This window comes from Stenotrophomonas sp. KH_052 (assembly GCF_057838755.1).
Genome location: NZ_CM174475.1, coordinates 3,133,641 through 3,150,362, shown reverse-complemented (window position 1 = coordinate 3,150,362; position 16,722 = coordinate 3,133,641). Strand labels below are relative to the sequence as shown.

The following is a 16,722-nucleotide window of genomic DNA, read 5'->3' as shown; positions in this document are numbered from 1 at the left end:
GCGCTACCGGATCATTCGGGATCGTAGTCGAGGTTGGAGGCCAGCCAGCGCTCGGCCTGGGCGCGATCCACGCCTTTGCGCCGGGCGTAGTCGCCCACCTGCTCGCGGCTGAGCCGGCCGACCACGAAGTATTGGCTCTGCGGATGGCTGAAGTAGTAGCCGGATACCGCTGCGGTGGGAAGCATCGCGAAGCTTTCGGTCAGTTCCATGCCGGCGTTGGCTTCTGCCTGCAGCAGGTCGAACAGGCGGCGCTTCTCGCTGTGCTCAGGGCAGGCGGGATAGCCGGGAGCCGGGCGGATGCCGCTGTACTGCTCGTCGATCAGCGCCTCGTTGTCCAGCGTCTCGGCGTGGTCGTAGCCCCAGAATTTGGTACGCACGCGCTGGTGCAGGCGCTCGGCCAGCGCTTCGGCGAAGCGATCGGCGAGGGCCTTCAGCAGGATCGCGTTGTAGTCGTCGTGGTCGGCCTCGAACCGGGCCACGTGTGCATCGATGCCGATCCCGGCGGTGACCGCGAATGCACCGATCCAGTCCTGGCGGCCACTGTCGGCCGGTGCGATGAAGTCGGCCAGGCAGAAGTCCGGGCGCTCGGCGGGCTTGTCCACCTGCTGGCGCAGGAAGTGCAGGGTGGTCTCGCCCTGGGGGTGCTGCACGCGCACGTCGTCGCCGATGCTGTTGGCCGGCCACAGGCCGAACACGGCCTTGGCGGTCAGCCATTTTTCGCCGACGATGCGCTCGAGCATCGCGCGGGCATCCTTGTACAGATCGCTGGCCTGGGTGCCGACGATCTCGTCAGTGAGGATGGCGGGGTACTTGCCGGCCAGTTCCCAGGCCTGGAAGAACGGGGTCCAGTCGATGTAGGGCACCAGTTCGGCCAGCGGGTAGTCGTCGAACACGTGCAGGCCGGGCTGATTCGGAGCCGGCGGTACATAGCTGTCCCAGTCGCCCTGGAACTTCTGTCCGCGTGCGTGTTCCAGCGAGACCAGACGCTTGGCATCGCCGCGGTTGCGGTGGCGCGCGCGGATCTCGGCGTAGTCGGCTTCGTTGGCGGCGACGAAGGCCTCCCGCAGGTCGCGCGAGATCAGCGACTGGGCCACGCCGACCGCACGCGAGGCATCCTTCACCCACACCGTGGGCGCCTTGTAGTGCGGGTCGATCTTCAGCGCGGTGTGCGCGCGCGAGGTGGTCGCGCCGCCGATCAGCAGCGGCAGGTCGAAGCCCTGGCGCTCCATCTCGCGGGCGACGTGGCTCATTTCCTCCAGCGAGGGCGTGATCAGGCCGGACAGGCCGATCAGGTCCGCATTGTGCTCGCGCGCGGCGTCGAGGATCTTCTGCGCCGGTACCATCACGCCAAGGTCGATCACCTCGAAGTTGTTGCAGGCCAGGACCACGCCGACGATGTTCTTGCCGATGTCGTGCACATCGCCCTTCACCGTGGCCATGATGATGCGGCCGTTGCTCTTGGCGGTATCGCCGCTGCGTGCCTTTTCAGCTTCGATGTAAGGCAGCAGGTAGGCCACGGCCTTCTTCATCACCCGCGCGGATTTCACCACCTGCGGCAGGAACATCTTGCCGGCGCCGAACAGGTCGCCGACCACGTTCATGCCATCCATCAACGGGCCTTCGATCACGTCCAGCGGGCGGCTCGATGCCTGCCGTGCCAGCTCGGTGTCTTCTTCGACCCATGCGTCCAGGCCGTGCACCAGTGCATGTGCCAGGCGCTGCGCGACCGGCTTCTCGCGCCAGGCCAGGTCCTCGGTCTTCGCTGCGCCCTTCTTGCCCTTGTAGCGCTCGGCAATCTCCAGCAGGCGCTCGGTGGCGTCGCTGCGGCGGTTGAGGATCACATCCTCGACGCGCTCGCGCAGCTCCGGCTCCAGCTCGTCGTAGATCGGCATGGCGCCGGCGTTGACGATGCCCATGTCCATGCCGGCAGCAATGGCGTGATACAGGAACACCGAGTGGATCGCCTGGCGCACGGTCTCGTTGCCACGGAACGAGAACGAGACGTTGGAGACGCCGCCGGATACATGGCAGTGCGGCAGGGTCTGCTTGATGATGCGGGTGGCTTCGATGAAGTCCACCGCATAGTTGTCGTGCTCTTCGATGCCGGTGGCGACGGCGAAGATGTTCGGGTCGAAGATGATGTCCTGCGGCGGGAAACCGATCTCATCGACCAGTAGGCGGTAGGCGCGGGTGCAGATCTCGACCTTGCGCGCGCAGGTATCGGCCTGGCCCGCCTCGTCGAAGGCCATCACCACCGCGGCCGCGCCATAGCGCAGCACCTTGCGCGCATGCTCGCGGAACAGCGCTTCGCCTTCCTTCAGCGAGATCGAGTTGACCACGCTCTTGCCCTGCAGGCACTTCAGGCCGGCCTCGATCACGCTCCACTTGGAGGAATCGACCATCACCGGAATGCGCGCGATGTCCGGCTCGGACATGATCAGGTTGAGGTAGCGGGTCATCGCCGCTTCCGAATCGATCAGGCCCTCGTCCATGTTGACGTCGAGGATCTGCGCGCCGCTGGCCACCTGCTGGCGGGCCACGTCCACCGCCTCTTCGTAGCGACCTTCCTTGACCAGCTTGCGGAACTGCGCGCTGCCGGTGACGTTGGTGCGCTCACCGACGTTGATGAACAGCAGGTCCGGGGTGATGACCAGAGGTTCCAGGCCGGACAGGCGGGTAGGGTGGACAGGCGTCATGGTTGGCGGCGGCTCAACAGCAATAGGGCGGAGAATGCGGGACGGTGGCGGCGACGTTCATGCAGCCTGTTCCTGCGCGCCGGGCAGGGCTCGCGGCGGCAGACCGGCCACCGCCTGCGCGATCGCGCGGATGTGGTCGGGCGTGGAGCCGCAGCAGCCACCGACCAGGTTCAACAGCCCAGCCTCGGCGAAGCCACGCAGGGTCGCGGCCATTTCTTCAGGCGTTTCGTCGTACTCGCCGAACGCGTTGGGCAGGCCTGCGTTGGGATGCGCACTGACATGGCAGTCCGACACCTGTGACAGGGTTTCCACATGCGGGCGCATCGCATCGGCGCCCAGCGCGCAGTTCAGGCCGATCGACAGCGGCCGCGCATGCGCCAATGAGGCATGGAAGGCCTCGGCGGTCTGCCCGGACAGGGTGCGTCCCGATGCATCGGTGATGGTGCCGGAGATCATTACCGGCAGCCGCGCACCACGTGCATCGAAGGCTTCCTCCACGGCATACAGGGCGGCCTTGGCATTGAGCGTGTCGAAGATGGTCTCGACCATGATGGTGTCTGCACCACCGTCGATCAGGCCGTCGATGGCTTCGCGATAGGTGCCGCGCAGCTCGTCGAAACTGGTGTTGCGGAAGCCGGGATCGTTCACGTCGGGGCTGATCGAGGCCGTGCGGCTGGTCGGCCCGAGCACGCCGATGACAAAGCGCGGCTTGCCCGGCGTGGTCGCGGCCACGGCATCGCAGCAGGCGCGTGCGACTGCCGCCCCGGCCTTGTTCAACTCGTACACCAGGTGTTCAAGGTGGTAGTCGGCCTGGCTGACCGAGGTGGCGTTGAAGGTGTTGGTCTCGACCAGATCCGCGCCAGCGTCCAGGTACGCAGTGTGGATGTCGGCGATGATCTGCGGCCGGGTCAGCAGCAGCAGATCGTTGTTGCCCTTCAGGTCATGGCCTTCCTGCGCTGCGTGGTCGCAGCCGGGGCCATGGGCATGGTCGAAGCCACCGGCGAAGCGCTCGCCACGATAGTCGTCTTCCTGCAGCCCATGGCGCTGGATCATCGTGCCCATCGCGCCATCGATGATCAGGATCCGCTCGCGCAGGGCATCGAGCAGGGCATTGGCACGATCGGGATGCAACCAGGGCAGGGCGGGCATGGCGGTCTCGGGCTCAGGGCTTGTTGGCGATCAGCGAAATCACTTCGAAGTGCGGCGGGCGCTTCTCGCGGGTGACGGTCTCCAGGCTCGACACCTGCAGGCCGGCCTTGTCGACGAACTTGCGCAGTTCCTTGTCGCTGAAACCGAGGTTGACGTGGCCGTAGGCCTCCACCGCGGCCTTGTGTTCGTGCCGGGCCAGGCTGCACAGCAGCAGGCGGCCGCCGGGGCGCAGCACGCGCGCGGCTTCGGTTACTGCCTGCGCCGGCTTGCTGGCATAGGTCAGCGCGTGCATCAGCACCACCAGGTCGAAGCTGCGGTCCTTGAACGGCAGGGCATGCATGTCGCCTTCGCGCACTTCCACGTTGGGCAGGCGGCGCAGGCGCTCGCTGGCGGCGGCAACCACGCGCGCACTGGTGTCGATGCAGATGTAGCGCTTGGCATGCGGGGCCACCAGTTCGGCCAGCACGCCGTCACCGGAGGCGATATCGAGCACGTCACCGGTTTCCAGCAGCGGCAGCGCGGTGCGTGCAAGCGCTTCCCAGGTACGACCCGGGGAGTAGTGCCGCTCCATGTCGCCGGCCACGCTGTCGGCCCAGTTCTGGTCGGAGGCACGGTGGGCCAGCACGGCGGCAACCCGTTCAGCATCCTGGCGCAGCAGCGGGTCGTCGCTTCCGTTGCTCAATGCATGCCACAATGCGCGCTGCGCCGGGTCCAGCTGGGCCTCGTCGAAGCGGTAGTAGGCCGACACGCCGGCACGGCGGTCGCGCACCAGACCGGCTTCCTTCAGGCGCGCCAGGTGGGTGGACACGCGCGGCTGCGCCAGCCGGGTAATCGCCGACAATTCGGCCACGGTCAGCTCCTCCTGCTCCAGCAGCGCCAGCAGGCGCACGCGGGTGGCATCGGCGAACACCTTCAGGCGTGTCGACCAGTCTTCCAGATCCATAAATATCTACCTATCGCGATATAGAGATATATTCGCTGAGGTTGCCTGTCCCGGTCAAGTCGCTGGCGTACGGAAGCCCTCGGCCCCGTTACAATCTGGGCACCTGGGCGCGCCGTGTGCGGCCCACATCATCATGTACCCGGGAGGGTGTTGTGGATTTCAGCTTTACTGAAGAGCAGTTGATGCTGCAGGACGTGGCGCGGCGCATCGCGCAGGAGAAGATCGCCCCCAGCGCGGAGCACCATGACCGCACCGGCGAATTCCCGTTGGACAACATCCGCCTGCTGGGCGAGAACGGCCTGATGGGCATCGAAGTGCCGGCCGAGTACGGCGGCGCGGGCATGGACCCGATTGCGTACGTGCTGGCGATGGTGGAGGTCGCCGCCGGTGATGCTGCGCACTCGACCATCATGTCGGTCAACAATTCGCTGTTCTGCAACGGCATCCTCACCCACGGCAATGAAGCGCAGAAGCAGAAGTACGTGCGTGCCATCGCCGAAGGTGAGGCCATTGGCGCGTTCGCGCTGACCGAGCCGCAGTCCGGGTCTGACGCCACTGCCATGCGCTGCCGCGCGGTCAAGCAGGCCGACGGCTCCTTCGTCATCAACGGCAAGAAGAGCTGGATCACCTCCGGCCCGGTGGCCAAGTACATCGTGTTGTTTGCGATGAGCGAGCCGGACAAGGGCGCGCGTGGCATTACCGCGTTCATGATCGACACCGACAAGGCGGGCTTCGGCCGCGGCAAGACCGAGCCGAAGCTGGGCATCCGCGCATCGGCCACCTGCGAGATCGAGTTCAACGATTACGTGGCACAGGCCGAAGACGTGCTGGGCCAGGAAGGCGAGGGCTTCAAGATCGCCATGGGCGTGCTCGATGCTGGCCGCATCGGCATTGCTTCGCAGGCCATCGGCATCGCCCGCGCCGCCTATGAAGCGACGATCGAGTATGTGAAGGAGCGCAAGGCATTCGGCGCCGCAATCGGCACCTTCCAGATGACCCAGGCCAAGATCGCCGACATGAAGTGCAAGCTGGACGCAGCGCTGCTGCTGACCCTGCGCGCGGCGTGGGTGAAGGGCCAGGGCAAGCGCTTCAGCAATGAAGCGGCCATTGCCAAGCTGACCGCTTCGGAAGCGGCGATGTGGATCACCCACCAGGCCGTGCAGATCCACGGCGGCATGGGTTACTCCAAGGAAATGCCGCTGGAGCGCTACTTCCGTGATGCCAAGATCACCGAGATCTACGAAGGTACCTCGGAGATCCAGCGCCTGGTGATCGCCCGCAACGAGACCGGGCTGCGCTGAGACACCGCCCTGGTAGTTGCCAACCTTGGTTGGCACGGATCGGAGAGCGCCAACCAAGGTTGGCATCTACCAGGCCGTAAGGAAAAAGGCCCCGGATCGCTCCGGGGCCTTTTCATTTCAGCTCACCATCGGATCAACGATCCGGGCGGTGTGCGGTTTCCGCGTCGCGCTGGCGTTCCATGAACTCCTTGGAGGGTTCATCCAGCTTGTCGCCCAGCATGCGGCGCACGACCACGAAGAACACCGGGATCATCAGCAGGCCGAGCAGGGTGGCGAACAACATGCCGCCGATCACACCGGTGCCGATGGCGTGGCGGGAGTTGGCGCCGGCGCCACTGGAGATCGCCATCGGGATCACGCCCATGATGAACGCGAACGAGGTCATCAGGATCGGGCGGAAGCGCAGGCGGGCGGCCTCGATGGTCGCATCGCGCAGGTTCTTGCCTGCGGCACGCTGCTCCACCGCGAACTCGACGATCAGGATCGCGTTCTTCGCGGCCAGGCCGATCACGGTGATCAGGCCGATCTTGAAGAACAGATCGTTGGGCAGGCCACGCATCATCGACAGCGCCAGTGCACCGAGCACGCCCAGCGGAACCACCAGCAGCACCGCTACCGGGATCGACCAGCTTTCATACAGCGCGGCCAGGCACAGGAACACCACCACGATGGACAGCACCAGCAGCAGGGTCGCGGCATTGCCGGCCAGGATTTCCTGGTAGGACATGCCCGACCAGTCATAGCCGAAGCCGGCCGGCAGGTCGTCGGCGACGATTGCCTCCATGGTCTGCATTGCTTCACCCGAGCTGGTGCCCGGGGCCTGCGAGCCGACGATGTTGATCGCCGAGTAGCCGTTGTAGCGGCTCAGCGACGGTGGTGCCGAGACCCACTCGGACTTGACCACCGTGTTGAGCGGGATCATCGAGTTGGTGCCATCGGCGTTCTTGACCAGGCTGGACGGGCTGTAGAAGCTCTTCAGCGACTCCTGGCCGGTGCGGTACGGGCCATCGGCCTGCATGGTCACGCGTTTGATGCGGCCTTCGTAGAAGAAGTCGTTGACGTACACCGGGGCCAGCATCAGCTGGATGGTGCTGTACACGTCCGACACCGACATGCCCATCGACTGTGCCTGCACACGGTCGACATGCAGCTGCAGCTGCGGGGCGTTTTCCAGGCCGTTCGGGCGCACGCCGACCAGATGGTCCGGCTTCTGCGCGGCCTGGCCGAGCAGGATGTTGCGCGCCTGGGTCAGCTGTTCGTAGCCGGCACCGCTGCGGTCCTGCAGCCACATGTCGAAGCCGCCGAACTGGCCCAGACCCTGCACGGTGGGCAGGTTGACCACGAAGATCTGCGCTTCCTTGATGCCGTAGAACGCGCCGTTCATGTTCTGGATGAACTCCGGCGCGGTGAACTTGCGTTCCTCCCACGGCTTCAGGCGGATGAAGCCCATGCCCACGTTCTCGCCGGAACCGACGAAGCTGAAGCCGGCCACCTGCAGCATGCCTTCATAGCCATCCTGCTTTTCCAGCACGCCACGCATCTGCGCGAACACTTCGTTGGTCTGGCCCTTGGTCGAACCCGGCGGCAGCTGCACGATCGCCAGCGCATAGCCCTGGTCTTCTTCGGGCAGGAAGCTGCCCGGCATGCGGGTGAACAGGAAGCCGCACAGCGCGGTCAGCACCACGAACAGGATCATCCAGCGCGGGGCGTGGCGCACCGCCGAGGTGATGTGGCCCACATAGGTGTGGCTGATCTTGTCGTAGTACTTGTTGAAGGTGCGGTAGATGATGTTCGGGTTGTCGTTGTGCGTCGGCTTGAGGAACGTCGCGCACAGCGCCGGGGTGAAGCCCAGCGCCAGGAATGCCGAGAACGCCATCGAGATGGCGATGGTCAGCGCGAACTGCTTGTAGATTTCACCGGCGGCGCCGCCCTGCAGGGCCGACGGGATGAACACCGCGGCCAGCACCACGGTGATCGCCACCACCGCGCCGGTGATCTGGGTCATCGCCTTCTGCGTGGCCGGCTTCGGCGCCAGGCCTTCCTCGGTCATGATGCGCTCGACGTTCTCGATCACCACGATCGCGTCATCGACCACGATGCCGATCGCCAGCACCATCGCGAACAGGGTCAGCTGGTTGATCGTGAAGCCGATCATCCACATGCCCAGGAAGGTACCGAGCAGGGCCACCGGGATGACCAGGGTCGGGATCAGCGTGGCGCGGAAGTTCTGCAGGAAAATCAGCATCACCAGGAACACCAGCAAGACCGCTTCGAACAGGGTCTTGACCACTTCCTGGATCGAGATCTTGACGAAGGTGGTGCTGTCGTACGGCGAGAACCAGGTCACGCCGGACGGGAAGCTGGGCTGCAGCTCGTCCATCTTGGCGCGCACCGCATCGGCCACGTTCAGGGCGTTGGCGCCCGGCAGCAGCTGGATCGCGAAGGCGCCGGTCGGCTTGCCGTTGTACTGGGTATCGAAGCCGTAGTTGTTGGCGCCGAAGGCGACGCGGGCGATGTCCTTCAGCAGCACGCGCGAGCCGTCAGGATTGGCCCGCAGGATGATGTCCTCGAACTCCTGCGGCGAGCTGAAGCGGCCCTCGGCCGAGACGGTCGCGGTGAAGTGCTGGCCTTCCGGCGACGGGTCCGAACCCAGCGCGCCGGCAGCGAACTGCACGTTCTGCGCGCGTACCGCGGCCAGCACCTGGCTGGCCGACAGGCCGTAGCCCTGCATCTTTTCCGGGTTGAGCCAGATGTTCATGGCGTACTCGGAACCGAACTGCTGGGTGCTGCCGACGCCGGGGATACGCGAGACCTGGTCGAGCACGCGCGAACCGACGATGTCGTTCAGCGCGTCACGGTTGATGGTCGGGGTATCGGAACGCAGTGCGATGACCATCAGGAAGCCGGCGTTGGCCTTGGCCACCACCACGCCCTGCTGGGTCACTTCCGAAGGCAGGCGTGGCGTGGCCAGCGACACCTTGTTCTGCACCTGCACCTGGGCGATGTCCGGATCGGTGCCGGTCTCGAAGGTGAGGGTGATCGAGGCGCGGCCGTTGGAGGCGGACGAGGAGCTGAAGTACAGCAGGTGATCGATGCCGGTCAGCTGCTGCTCGATCACCTGGGTGACCGATTTTTCGGTGGTATCCGCGCTGGCGCCCGGGTAAGTGGCCGAGACGGTCACCTGCGGCGGGGCGATGTTGGGATAGGACTCGACGCCGAGGTTGAGGATCGCGATCACGCCGCTGAGCGAGATCAGGATCGCAACCACCCAGGCGAAGACTGGATGTTCGATGAAAAATTTAGGCATGACGGAAGGTTCCCGTTACTGCTTGTTCGAATCGGTGGCGGCCGGCTTGGCCGCATCGGCCTGCTCGGGCTTGGCTGCATCGGCCGGCGCCTTGGCCGCGGCCGGTGCTGCGCCCGCCGGAGCGGCGCCGCCAGCGGCAGGCTTGCCGTTGGCATCCTGGCCCGGGGTCCACGGCTTGGCCACCGCCGGTGCGCCTTCCTTGACCTTCTGCACGCCGGCCACGATCACCTTGTCACCGGCGGCCAGGCCGTCGCTGACCAGCCAGCTGCCGTTCTGCGCACCATCGGTCTTGACGTTCTTGCGCACGACCTTGCCGTCGGTGCCGACCACCATCACGTAACCGCCGGTGGTGTCGCGCAGCAGCGCCTGCTGCGGCACCAGGTAGGCGTTGTTGCGTTCGCCCAGGTTGGCCTGGAAGCTGACGAAGGCACCCGGCAGCAGGATCTGCTGCGGGTTCGGCAGCTGCGCACGCAGCGACACCGCGCCGGTGGCCGGGTCGACCGTGGTCGAGGAGAAGTCCAGGGTGCCCGGTTCGCTGTAGGTGCTGCCGTCGGCCAGCTTGACGTTGACCGTGGCCTTGCCGTCGCCCGACAGCGCCAGCGCGCCCTTGGCCTGCTGCGCGCGCAGCTGGGTCAGCTCATCCACGCTCAGCGAGAAGTTCACGTACAGCGGGTCGAGCTGGTCGACGGTGGTCAGCAGGGTCACATCGCCCTGGCCGACCAGCGCGCCTTCGGTGACCTGCTGCTTGTTGGCCACGCCACTGATCGGCGCGGTCACTTCGGTGTAGCCCAGGTTGATGCGCGAAGAGGTCACTGCCGCTTCGGCCTGCTTGACCGCGGCCAGCGCGGTGCGTTCGGCCGATTCGGCGTTGTCCAGGTCGGACTTGGAAACGAACTGCTGCGGGGCCAGCGAGCGCGCACGGTCGGCGGCGACCTTGGCGTTGGCGTAGGTTGCACGGGCAGAGGCCAGCTGCGCCTCGGATGCATTGAGCGAGGCGCGCAACGGGGCCGGATCGATCAGGAACAGGGTCTGGCCCTGCTTGACCTGGGAGCCTTCCTGGTAGACGCGCTTGAGCAGCACGCCCGGCACGCGCGCACGCACGTCGGCGCTGCGGAACGGCGACAGGCGGCCGACCAGCTCACGCTGCAGCGGCAAGGTCTGCGGCTTGGCGTCGATCACGCCCACCTCCGGCGGCGGGGGCATCTGCTGTTCCGGCTTCTTGCAGGCAGCCAGCGCGACAGCAACGGCGCACGTCAGGGCAAGGGTGCGGAGTGGGGCGGTCATCAGGAGGAACTCCGGGGTTGGTTTGTAGACGGGGCCGGCGACGGCTGTGGCGCAAAGGCGCGCAGGAAGCTGTCGACGGAGAACTCTGCCCAGCGCCGACGCAGCTGCGCGTCATCACGATGGGGGGTATGGAAGCGCTGTTTGTCGAAATCCTGACCGGCGATCATGCTCAGCAGCAGTTCGGCCATGAAGTGCGGGTCGTCATGCCGGAGCTGACCACTCCTGCAAACGGTTTCAATCCATTCAGCAAGATGAAGCGTCAACGCGCCGGCACCATGCCGGTACAGCGTACGCGCCTCTTCGGGAAACTGGGACGCGTCGGCGGCAATCAGCCGACAGGCCTGTCCTACGTGCGGCTGGTTGAAATGCTCCAGGAAGTCGGTGGCGAACTGGAGCAGGCTGGCACGCAGGTCGTCACTGCGGAGTGCACGAACCATGGCCCCGGTGGCGTGGCCGACATGGCGCTGCATCACCCGGCGCAGCAGTTGCTGCTTGCTGCCGTAGCGCGAATACAGGGTCTGCTTGGAGCATCCGGCGTGCTGCGCCACCGCGTCCATGCTCATCTGCATGCCCTGTTGGGCCAGCAGTTCGCGCACGGCGTCGAACACGCGCTCATCGCGCGCGTCGAGGGCAACGGGGAGGTAGGCCGGATTCACGCGGTGGACTATACCGTCCAGTTCAGGATTGTGGAATCGCACAGTCGTCGCCGCGTGTGTCTTCCGGTAACACGCTTTGCCGATCCTGTCGGCAGTGCTGCGTGCCTTGATCACTCCATACCGGAGCGAACTGAATAGGCGTCTAAACCGCAGCAAACCCGAATCTACTTATTCCGTCCTGCAGCAAGGCCTTTTCGTGCGGTAGGGCTACAATTTCATTTTCCCAACTGAGCAAGCGCCCCGCTCTGCCATGAAACCGCAAAAGACCGCAGCCAAGACCGTGAAAAACAAGACCAAACCAGCAGAGTCGGAGGTCGCAGTGACCGCTGGTTTCTCCCTGGAGCCGGTGTACACGGCTTTGCGCAAGCGCTACCCGGCGGCCGCACAGGCCGAAGCAGTGGCCTTCGCCACTGATTTCTACAAGCGCATGGAGGCGGACGAGTTCCCGCACCACAGCGCCGAAGAGTGGGCCGCGCTCGCGGCTGAGACGCTGGAGTTCGCCCGTGCCCGCAAGGCCGGCAAGGCCAACGTCCGCGTGTTCAATCCGACTGCCAAGGTCAACGGTTGGGAATCGCCGCACACCGTGCTGCAGATCGTCAACGACGACATGCCGTTCCTGGTCGACACCGTCACCATGTCGCTGGCCGAACAGGGCGTCGGCGTCCACGTGCTGGGCCACCCGGTGCTGCGCTTCACCCGCGACAAGGCCGGCAAGCTGGTCAAGGTCGGTGACGGCCAGCTGGAATCGGTGATGCTGCTGGAGATCGACCGCCAGCCGGCCGAGGCCATGGCCGCCATCGAGCAGGCGATCAACAAGGCGCTGGATGAAGTGCGTGCGATCGTGCGCGACTGGCAGCCGATGCAGGACAAGGCGCTGGCGCTGGCCGACGACCTTGGCAGCCGCCAGCTGCCGGTCGACGATGCCTCGCGCAAGGAAGCGCAGGAATTCCTGCGCTGGGCCGCCGACAACCACTTCACCTTCTTCGGCTACCGCGAGTACCGCGTCGAGAAGCAGGGCAAGGAAGACGTGCTGGCGCCGCTGAACGACACCGGCCTGGGCCTGATGCGCGGCAAGGACAAGTCCGCTGCACGTCCGGTCAAGACCCTCGCCGCGCAGGGCCTGAACACCACGTCCGGGCTGAAGGACGCGCTGATCCTGACCAAGACCAATGCCCGTTCGCGCGTGCACCGCGCCGGTTACATGGACTATATCGGCGTGCTGGAATTCGACGCCAAGGGCAAGATCATCGGCGAGCAGCGCTTCCTCGGCCTGTTCACCTCCAGCGCCTACAACCGTCGCCCGTGGGAAATTCCGCTGGTGCGCCAGCGCTACGAACACGTGATGAAGCAGTCCGGCCTGGCCGGCTCGAGCCACAGCGGCAAGGCGCTGCGTCATATCCTGGAAACCCTGCCGCGCGAAGAACTGTTCCAGTCCAGCGAGGACGAACTGTTCCGCACCGCAATGGGCGTGCTGGGCCTGCAGGAGCGCGTGCGCAGCCGCCTGTTCCTGCGCCGTGACAAGTACAGCCGTTTCATTTCCGCGCTGGTCTACCTGCCGCGCGAGCGTTTCAACACCGACGTGCGCCTGCGCATCGAAGCGATGCTGAAGGAAGCGCTGCACGGTGAGTACGTGGACAGCTCGGTGGTGCTGGGCGAATCGCCGCTGGCCCAGGTGCACCTGATCGTGCGCCCGAAGCCGGGCGAGATGCTCGACGTCGATACCGCCGAACTGGAGCAGAAGCTGGCCCAGGTGCTGCGCAACTGGCAGGACGATCTGCGCGAAGCGCTGGTTACCCGCCATGGTGAAGCCGAAGGCCTGCGCATCGCTGCGCGTATCGGCAAGGCGCTGCCGGCCGGTTACATCGAAGACAACAGCACCGCTGTTGCCGCCAACGATGTCAGCCAGCTCGACGCTCTGACCGGCCCGGACGACCTGCGCCTGAGCCTGCAGGCGGTGCCGCGTGAATCCGGTGATGGCCTGCGCCTGAAACTGTATCGCCAGCTGGATGACATCCCGCTGTCGGACGCGCTGCCGATGATGGAAAACATGGGCCTGCGCGTGATCGCCGAGCGTCCTTACCGCCTGTCGGTGGACAACGCGCCGGTGTACGTGCAGGACTTCGAGGTCGAATCGACCGCCGGTGCGATCGATGCCGCCAGTGTCGATGAAGCCTTCGGCGAGACCTTCGCCCGCGTCTGGCACGGCGATGCCGAGAACGATGCGTTCAACCGCCTGGTGCTGGCTGCCGGCCTGCACTGGCGCCAGGTCGCCATGCTGCGTGGCTACTGCAAGTACCTGCTGCAGACCGGCGTGCCGTTCTCGCAGGCCTACGTGGAAGGCACCTTCACCCGTTACCCGCTGCTGGCACGCCTGCTGGTGGAGCTGTTCGAAGCCCGCTTCGATCCGGCCACCGGCCACGAAAGCAAGGACGACATCGCCGCCGGCCAGGCCCAGCTGAAGGCACACCTGGATGTGCTGGCTGCAGGTGACGAGGCCACGCTGAAGGTGCTCAAGACCGTGGTCGATGCCCGCAAGGGTGACCGCGATGCGCAGATGCAGGCCGCGCGTGATGCGCTGCTGAAGCTGATGGACCGCGTGTCGAGCCTGGACGAGGACCGCATCCTGCGCTCGTTCATGGGCGTGATCGATGCGACCCTGCGCACCAGCTACTACCAGACCGATGCCAATGGCCAGCACGGCCATGTCATCAGCTTCAAGTTCGATTCGGCGCTGGTGCCGGACCTGCCCAAGCCGCGTCCGTACCGCGAAATCTTCGTGTACGGCCCGCGCGTGGAAGGTACCCACCTGCGCTTTGGTGCGGTGGCCCGTGGTGGCCTGCGCTGGTCGGATCGTCGCGAAGACTTCCGCACCGAGGTGCTGGGCCTGGTCAAGGCGCAGATGGTCAAGAACACCGTCATCGTACCGGTTGGCGCGAAGGGCGGCTTCTTCGCCAAGATGCCGCCGGTGAACGGCGACCGCGATGCGATCTTCGCCAACGGTGTGGCCTGCTACAAGCTGTTCATCCAGGGCCTGCTGGACATCACCGACAACATCGTCAACAACAAGATCGTGCCGCCGGTGGATGTGGTCCGTCATGACATGGACGATCCGTACCTGGTGGTGGCCGCCGACAAGGGCACCGCGACCTTCTCCGACATCGCCAACGGCCTGGCCATCGCGCACGGCTTCTGGATGGGCGATGCCTTCGCCTCCGGTGGTTCGGTCGGTTACGACCACAAGGGCATGGGCATCACCGCTCGCGGTGCGTGGGAGTCGGTCAAGCGCCACTTCCGTGCGCTGGGCCGTGACAGCCAGAGCCAGGACTTCACTGCGGTCGGCGTCGGCGACATGTCCGGCGACGTGTTCGGCAACGGCATGCTGCTGTCGCGCCACATCCGCCTGCTGGCTGCGTTCGACCACCGCCACATCTTCCTGGACCCGAACCCGGATGCGGCCACCACGTTCGTCGAGCGTGAGCGCCTGTTCACCGTGCCGCGTTCGAGTTGGGCAGACTACGATGCCAAGCTGATCAGCAAGGGCGGCGGCGTGTACCCGCGCAGCCTGAAGTCGATCGAGATCACCCCGCAGGTGCGTGACGTGCTGGGCCTGGACGAGAGTGTCAAGGCGCTGTCGCCGAACGATCTGATGAGCGCGATCCTGAAGGCGCCGGTCGACCTGCTGTGGAACGGCGGCATCGGTACCTACGTCAAGGCGGCCAGCGAGCAGCACAGCGATGTCGGCGACCGTGCCAACAACGCACTGCGCGTGAACGGTGGTGAGCTGCGCTGCAAGGTGGTGGGCGAGGGCGGCAACCTGGGCATGACCCAGCTTGGCCGCATCGAAGCTGCCCAGGCCGGCGTGCTGCTCAACACCGACTTCATCGACAATTCGGCCGGTGTGGATACCTCCGACCATGAAGTCAACATCAAGATCCTGCTCAACGATGTGGTGCGGGCCAAGAAGCTGACCGTTGAACAGCGCAACAAGCTGCTGGCGTCGATGACCGACGAAGTGGCCGCGCTGGTGCTCAACGACAACTACCGCCAGAACCAGGCCCTGAGCCTGATGGAACGGATGGCGGTCAAGCGCCTGGGTTCCAAGCAGCACTTCATCCGTACCCTGGAACAGCAGGGCCTGCTCGATCGCCAGATCGAATTCCTGCCGTCCGATGCCGAGCTGTCCCAGCGCAAGGCGCGCGGCCAGGGCCTGACCCGTCCGGAACTGTCGGTGCTGCTGTCCTATTCCAAGCTGGTGGCGTTTGCCCAGCTGCTGGATTCGGACATCCCGGAAGATCCGTACCTGTCCAAGGAACTGCAGCGCTACTTCCCGACGCCGCTGCAGAAGAAGTACGCCGATGCGATGGAGCGTCACCGCCTGAAGCGCGAAATCATCGCCACGGCCGTGACCAACCAGACCATCAACCGCATGGGCGCCACCTTCCTGATGCGCATGCAGGAAGACACCGGCCGTTCCATCGCCGAGGTCGCCAAGGCCTACACCATCAGCCGCGAAACGCTGGACGCGCGCGCGCTGTGGGCACAGATCGACGCCCTCGACGGCACGCTGCCGGAGTCGGTGCAGATCGATGCGCTGGAAGTGATCTGGAAGCTGCAGCGTTCGTTCGTGCGCTGGCTGCTGTCGCGCCCGGGCCCGATGCCGGGCATCACCGAGGCGGTCAACCGCTACCAGGGTCCGTTCAACGACATCCGCGTTGCTTCGGGTGTGCTGCCGGATTCGCAGCGTCCGACCTATGAAGCCCTTGTGGCCGAGTGGAAGGAAAAGGGCCTGCCGTCTGCGCTGGCGCAGCAGCTGGCCGAACTGCACTTCCTGGAGCCGGCGTTCGACATCATCGAACTGGCCCGCACCCGCAAGCTGAAGCCGGTGGATGTGTCCAAGATCCACTTCCGCCTGGGCGACGCGCTGCAGCTGCCGTGGCTGTTCGAGCAGATCGACGCGCTGGAGGTCAATGGCCGTTGGCACGCGGTGGCACGTGGCGTGCTGCGCGACGAACTGGCAGCACACCACCGCAGCCTGGCCGGCCAGGCACTGGGCACCAAGGGCAGCACCGCTGAAGCCAAGGTGGCCGCGTGGATCGGTCGTGACGACAGCAGCCTGCGCTTCACCCTGGCGATGCTGGCTGAACTGGCTGAGCAGAAGACCCTGGATTATCCGACCGTCTCGGTCGCGGTGCAGCGCCTGGGCCAACTGGCTGCACATGGTGCGTAAGTGATGTAGCGCCGGGCCATGCCCGGCGTGCGTTGGACAGAACGGCCCCGCGAAAGCGGGGCCGTTTTTTTGTTTTTAAGGGTAGTGCCGGCCGCTGGCCGGCAACCGCATCTCCGCGCATGGGCGATTGCCGGCCAGCGGCCGGCACTACCGGGTATG

The 16,722-nt window shown here is 65.6% G+C and carries 8 protein-coding genes; 2 read left to right on the top strand and 6 right to left on the bottom strand.

All coding sequences use genetic code 11. The annotated features are described in order from the left end of the window. Positions 1-11: 11 nt before the first annotated feature. Genes metH through AC3ITW_RS14520 form a run of 3 tightly spaced genes read right to left on the bottom strand, consistent with a single transcriptional unit; the run spans position 12 to position 4,788 of the window. Complete coding sequence (gene metH, locus AC3ITW_RS14530; RefSeq protein WP_153675952.1) at positions 12-2,696, bottom strand: methionine synthase; 2,685 nt, start codon at positions 2,694-2,696, stop codon at positions 12-14. 57 nt (positions 2,697-2,753) lie between these two features. Further along, positions 2,754-3,845: a homocysteine S-methyltransferase family protein gene (locus tag AC3ITW_RS14525; protein WP_153675950.1), complete on the bottom strand. Its 1,092-nt coding sequence runs from the start codon at positions 3,843-3,845 to the stop codon at positions 2,754-2,756. Positions 3,846-3,858: 13 nt separating this feature from the next. After that, entirely contained in the window at positions 3,859-4,788 is a 930-nt protein-coding gene (locus AC3ITW_RS14520; protein ID WP_006376775.1) for an ArsR/SmtB family transcription factor, read from the bottom strand. Between the two features lie 152 nt (positions 4,789-4,940). Between AC3ITW_RS14520 and AC3ITW_RS14515 the strand changes: the two genes are divergently transcribed. Beyond that, the gene (locus AC3ITW_RS14515; protein WP_006376774.1) at positions 4,941-6,089 is read left to right on the top strand and encodes an acyl-CoA dehydrogenase family protein; all 1,149 of its coding nucleotides are present in this window, start codon (positions 4,941-4,943) and stop codon (positions 6,087-6,089) included. A 133-nt stretch (positions 6,090-6,222) separates the two neighbouring features. On the opposite strand, the gene AC3ITW_RS14510 is transcribed toward AC3ITW_RS14515, so the two are convergent. From AC3ITW_RS14510 to AC3ITW_RS14500, 3 genes are read right to left on the bottom strand one after another with little or no spacing between them, the layout of a single operon-like run. Further along, positions 6,223-9,396, bottom strand: coding sequence for a multidrug efflux RND transporter permease subunit (locus AC3ITW_RS14510; protein WP_006376733.1), 3,174 nt, complete (start codon positions 9,394-9,396; stop codon positions 6,223-6,225). 15 nt (positions 9,397-9,411) lie between these two features. Then, positions 9,412-10,680: an efflux RND transporter periplasmic adaptor subunit gene (locus tag AC3ITW_RS14505; RefSeq protein WP_006376731.1), complete on the bottom strand. Its 1,269-nt coding sequence runs from the start codon at positions 10,678-10,680 to the stop codon at positions 9,412-9,414. Next, on the bottom strand, positions 10,680-11,336 hold the full coding sequence (locus AC3ITW_RS14500; RefSeq protein ID WP_012511565.1) for a TetR/AcrR family transcriptional regulator: 657 nt from the start codon (positions 11,334-11,336) through the stop codon (positions 10,680-10,682). The genes AC3ITW_RS14505 and AC3ITW_RS14500 overlap by 1 nt, the downstream gene beginning before the upstream one ends. Positions 11,337-11,586: 250 nt before the next feature. Between AC3ITW_RS14500 and AC3ITW_RS14495 the strand changes: the two genes are divergently transcribed. Next, complete coding sequence (locus AC3ITW_RS14495) at positions 11,587-16,563, top strand: NAD-glutamate dehydrogenase (RefSeq protein WP_100434966.1); 4,977 nt, start codon at positions 11,587-11,589, stop codon at positions 16,561-16,563. Positions 16,564-16,722 lie beyond the last annotated feature (159 nt).

Excerpts from the sequence above, each read along its gene's own strand:
- AC3ITW_RS14495 (WP_100434966.1), top strand. The coding sequence starts at position 11,587 with ATGAAACCGCAAAAGACCGCAGCCAAGACCGTGAAAAACAAGACCAAA.
- AC3ITW_RS14525 (WP_153675950.1), bottom strand. The coding sequence starts at position 3,845 with ATGCCCGCCCTGCCCTGGTTGCATCCCGATCGTGCCAATGCCCTGCTC.
- AC3ITW_RS14505 (WP_006376731.1), bottom strand. The coding sequence starts at position 10,680 with ATGACCGCCCCACTCCGCACCCTTGCCCTGACGTGCGCCGTTGCTGTC.
- AC3ITW_RS14510 (WP_006376733.1), bottom strand. The coding sequence starts at position 9,396 with ATGCCTAAATTTTTCATCGAACATCCAGTCTTCGCCTGGGTGGTTGCG.
- metH (WP_153675952.1), bottom strand. The coding sequence starts at position 2,696 with ATGACGCCTGTCCACCCTACCCGCCTGTCCGGCCTGGAACCTCTGGTC.
- AC3ITW_RS14520 (WP_006376775.1), bottom strand. The coding sequence starts at position 4,788 with ATGGATCTGGAAGACTGGTCGACACGCCTGAAGGTGTTCGCCGATGCC.